This is a genomic window from Spirulina sp. 06S082, from assembly GCF_034932145.1.
Taxonomy (GTDB): Bacteria; Cyanobacteriota; Cyanobacteriia; order Cyanobacteriales; family Spirulinaceae; genus CCY15215.
On the sequence record NZ_JAYGHV010000223.1, the window covers coordinates 1 to 4,471 of the forward strand.

Annotated in this window: 3 protein-coding genes and 1 pseudogene; all 4 read left to right on the forward strand. The window is 44.3% G+C overall.

The window, feature by feature from the left end; genetic code table 11:
- Positions 1 to 112: 112 nt before the first annotated feature.
- A complete protein-coding gene (locus VB714_RS14715) occupies positions 113 to 475 on the forward strand; it encodes a Uma2 family endonuclease (protein ID WP_416309689.1) in 363 nt (120 codons plus the stop codon).
- Positions 476 to 752: 277 nt separating this feature from the next.
- Positions 753 to 2,927: a glutamine synthetase III gene (locus tag VB714_RS14720; RefSeq protein WP_323225367.1), complete on the forward strand. Its 2,175-nt coding sequence runs from the start codon at positions 753 to 755 to the stop codon at positions 2,925 to 2,927.
- A gap of 127 nt (positions 2,928 to 3,054) precedes the next feature.
- Positions 3,055 to 3,993: a polyphosphate kinase 2 gene (ppk2, locus tag VB714_RS14725; RefSeq protein ID WP_323225368.1), complete on the forward strand. Its 939-nt coding sequence runs from the start codon at positions 3,055 to 3,057 to the stop codon at positions 3,991 to 3,993.
- 57 nt (positions 3,994 to 4,050) lie between these two features.
- Positions 4,051 to 4,471, forward strand: a pseudogene (locus tag VB714_RS14730) (IS200/IS605 family accessory protein TnpB-related protein); the annotation flags it as partial.

The window sequence follows — 4,471 nt, forward strand, 5'->3', positions numbered from 1 at the left end:
GTCCAGACTAGGGAAATATCTGGAAGTCCGTGCCAGATAACGACTCGTAGCGGTAGACAAGACTTGCGTTGGAAACTGATTCTTCCAAGCCGCTATTGGACGCTTTGCGTCAATAGCGGTTCTTGACAGTCCCATAGAATTGAACAATCTGTCTCAACCTCAGCCCGATATAGCTTTACTCCGACGTAGAGAAGACTACTACGAATCCGGACATCCTCAACCTCCTGATATCTTTTTGTTAGTGGAAATTGCTGATACAACAATAGACAGCGACAGAGACATCAAAATTCCCCTCTATGGCAAAAATAGGATTCTCGAAACATGGTTAATCGATATTAACGAACAATCCCTTGCCGTTTATCGTACTCCGAATTCTCAAGGCTACCAAAATAGCCAAAAACTCCGACGAGGACAAAGCATTACAACTTTAATATTTCCTGAAATAGCAATTGAAGTGAATGAAATCTTGGGCTAAAAAATTGCACTTCTATGAAGAAAGGTAACAAACTCTTGCTTTTTTATGAATTCTGTGAAATAGATTTGTTCTTGTTTTTCCATAACTGGCGATCGCAGAACTATCTCAGAAATCAATGTGTCAGAAGAAGAAAATAGGAATTGAATCGCTCCGTCGTATTCCCTCAGACAGAAAACCGCAACTAATCCCCAACTAATTTAGATTTTGGTATATCTGACATCTATTTTGCAATTCCACTTTAACTATCATAGTTCGGTTAAACTCTAAAACAAGAACTATGAGTGGAAATAAAGCTCGCATTAAGGCAATTCATCAGATCGCCAACCGAGAAGTGATGTCGCCGAAAGCGCCAGAAAAATTAGAAAAAATGTGGGCAGAGAACGTCTTCAACCTCAGTAAAATGCAGGCAAGTCTCCCCAAATCCGTTTTTAAATCTATTCAAAAAACGATTGTCACCGGCCAAAAACTCGATCCCTCTATTGCCGATGCCGTTGCCACTGCAATGAGAGATTGGGCGATTTCCAAAGGGGCGCTCTACTATGCCCACGTATTTTATCCCATGACCAACCTGACGGCTGAAAAGCACGACGGTTTCATCTCTGTACAAGGAGACGGCAGCGTTATTTCTGAATTTTCCGGTAAAGTGCTGGTGCAGGGGGAACCCGATGGCTCTTCCTTCCCCAATGGCGGCATTCGGGATACTTTTGAAGCGCGGGGATATACCGCTTGGGACGTAACCAGCCCAGCCTACATCATGGAAACGGACAATGGGGCAACCTTTTGCATCCCGACGGTTTTCGTCTCCTGGACTGGAGAAGCCCTCGATAAAAAAGTCCCGCTCCTGCGCTCCATTGCGGCAATGGATAAAGCAGCCAGCAAAGTTTTAAAATTACTTGGATATGAAGATGTTGCTCATGTGAACTCTAGCTGCGGTGCCGAGCAAGAATATTTTTTGGTGGATGCTAATTTTGCCAGTCAACGTCCCGATCTCCTCCTCGCTGGCCGCACCCTATTCGGTAAGGCTCCCGCGAAGGGTCAAGAGTTTGACGATCATTATTTTGGGGCAATTCCAGAGCGAGTACAAGTCTTCATGCAGGACGTGGAAGAAACAATGTACAAACTCGGCATTCCCGCCAAAACCCGCCATAATGAAGTCGCTCCAGGTCAATTTGAAATTGCACCCTTTTTTGAATCGGCAAACGTGGCCAGCGACCATCAGCAACTCACCATGACGATTCTTAAGCATACCGCAAAGAAACACGGTTTTATGTGTTTACTGCATGAGAAACCCTTTGCAGGGATTAATGGCTCCGGTAAGCACGTTAACTGGTCTGTGGGGAATGCTACTCAAGGCAACTTGCTCGATCCTGGAGATTCTCCCCACGAAAATGCTCAGTTTCTCGTGTTCTGCGGTGCGGTAATTCGAGGGGTTCACAAGTATGGACCGCTTATGCGCGCTGTCATTGCAACAGCCAGTAACGATCACCGACTGGGGGCAAATGAAGCACCTCCGGCGATTATATCTGTTTATTTGGGAACTCAATTAGAAGAAGTTTTCGAGCAGATTAAAACGGGAACAGTCAGCGAATCTAAAAAGAAAGGTGTAATGGATCTCGGGGTTGACGTGCTACCTCAACTGACCAAAGATCCCGGCGATCGCAACCGCACATCTCCTTTTGCTTTCACAGGAAATCGCTTTGAATTCCGTGCCGTAGGCTCTAACCAATCGGTTTCCGGTCCGTTGATTGCTCTGAATACGATGCTGGCAGATTCTCTCGATTGGATCGGCAATCGTTTGGAGAGCGAATTAACCAAAGGAATAGAACTCAATACTGCCATCATTACGGTACTTAAAGAGGTGATGGAAGAGCATAGTGCAGTCATTTTTGGCGGTAATGGCTATTCTGAAGAATGGCACAAAATGGCGGTGGAGGAACGCGGTTTAGCAAACTTACCGACCACGGCAGATGCTCTACCCGTTCTCAAAGCAGAGTATGTTGAAGACCTGTTTAAAAAGACGGGGGTTTTAACACCAGTGGAGCTAGAAAGCCGCTTTGAAGTTTATGCGGAGCAGTATATTCTCTCTATTGAAGTGGAAGCCAAGCTGGTGGTAAATATGGCAAAAACGATCATTTATCCCGCAGCAGTTGAGTATTTAGCAAAACTGTCCTCAACGATCGCCTCTTTGACAGGTTTAGGCATCGATCTCGAAAAAGAGAGTGCGAAAAAAGTTGCCGATCTGACTAATTCTCTGGTTGCCGCGATCGGTAAATTGAGCGCTATTATTGAGAAGCATGATTTTGCCTCAACTGAAGAGAAAATGCAGTATTGTGCGAAAACAATTCGTCCAATGATGGATGAAATTCGCGAATATGTTGACGCTCTTGAAGGGGAAATTGCGGATAGTTTCTGGCCCTTGCCGACGTATCAAGAAATGTTGTTCATCAAGTAACTTCGGTGTTGAGATAATTCAACATTAGTTGGCGATCGAGACAAGGGATAGCTCTCTTGTCTCAGCATATTTTCCTATTTTCTCTCTGTTTAATTGCACCGATACTTCAGATACGGACCTTGAAATTATGAATAAGAATAAGTCTAAAACTGCAATCCTCGACAAAAAACTCCCAGAAGATAAGCGCAAAAAGAAAAGTAAGAAAAAACGCAAGAAAGAGAAAAAAGCCAATCTAAAGAACTCTAAAAAAAAGGCTTCCTACCATATTTCTGAAGGAGAAGGCAGTTCTAAACTTGACAAGAAGTTTTATGAAAAAGAACTTACCCGTCTGCAAGTGGAACTGGTAAAGATGCAATACTGGGTTAAGCATACTGATACTCGCATTGTCATTTTGTTTGAAGGACGCGACGCAGCAGGAAAAGGCGGCACGATTAAACGCATTACCGAACCTCTCAATCCTCGGGGGTGTAGAGTGGTGGCATTGGGTACTCCCAGCGATCGCGAAAAAACGGAATGGTATTTCCAGCGCTATGTCGCTCATTTACCTTCAGCCGGTGAAATTGTTTGTTTCGATCGCAGTTGGTACAACCGTGCTGGGGTAGAAAAAGTGATGGGTTTTTGCAGCGATGCACAGTACGAGGAATTTATGCAAACTTGTCCGCAATTTGAGCGAATGTTGGTCAAGTCCGGTATTATCTTATTAAAATATTGGTTTTCCGTCAGTGACGAAGAGCAGGAGCGACGTTTTCAGGCTCGCACGACAGATCCCGCTCGTCGTTGGAAATTGAGTCCGATGGATTTAGAATCCCGCGATCGCTGGGCAGACTATTCTCAAGCCAAAGATACCATGTTTGCCCACACCAATATTCCTGAAGCGCCTTGGTTTACGGTGGAAGCAGATGACAAAAAACGCGCTCGTCTCAACTGCATCAGTCATTTTCTCAGCAAGATTCCCTATGTCGATATGACCCCAGAACCGCTAGAACTCCCACCACGCAAGGGCGCTCCCCAAAATTACCTGCGTCCTCCTCTCAATGAGCAGTTTTTTGTACCTCAGTTATATTGAAGAGAAATCATCAGAACAGACGTTTGGGATTTATCAGCATCCCCAGAGGAAAAACGTATGATGGTTTTGACGATTGAGGAGTATCGTCGGTATCTAAAACCTTTAGTATTAATCGTGAATGCCCAATGGCCAAAACTAGCAGGATTAACAACAAAAGAGCGAGTAAATGCCATAGAAAAAGCCATTCATCAAACCGCAAAAAATCCCGAACCCAAGCACCGCTATTTTCAATCGATGGTGCAAAAATATCCCTCATTCCGCAAATTCCCCAGTTACTTAAGAAGAGCAGGGATAGCCGATGCCATTGGTATAGTGTCAAGTTTTCAAACAAGATATAGAGTATGGCAATCGGGAGAGAGAAAACATCGCTTTTGCCAACCGCCAAAACTGACAGCAATGTGCAAAAGTTACCCCTCATTGTACAAAGGTCAACAGATTCGTTATGGAGAAAAATATCGCACAATTCAAATCAAAATCT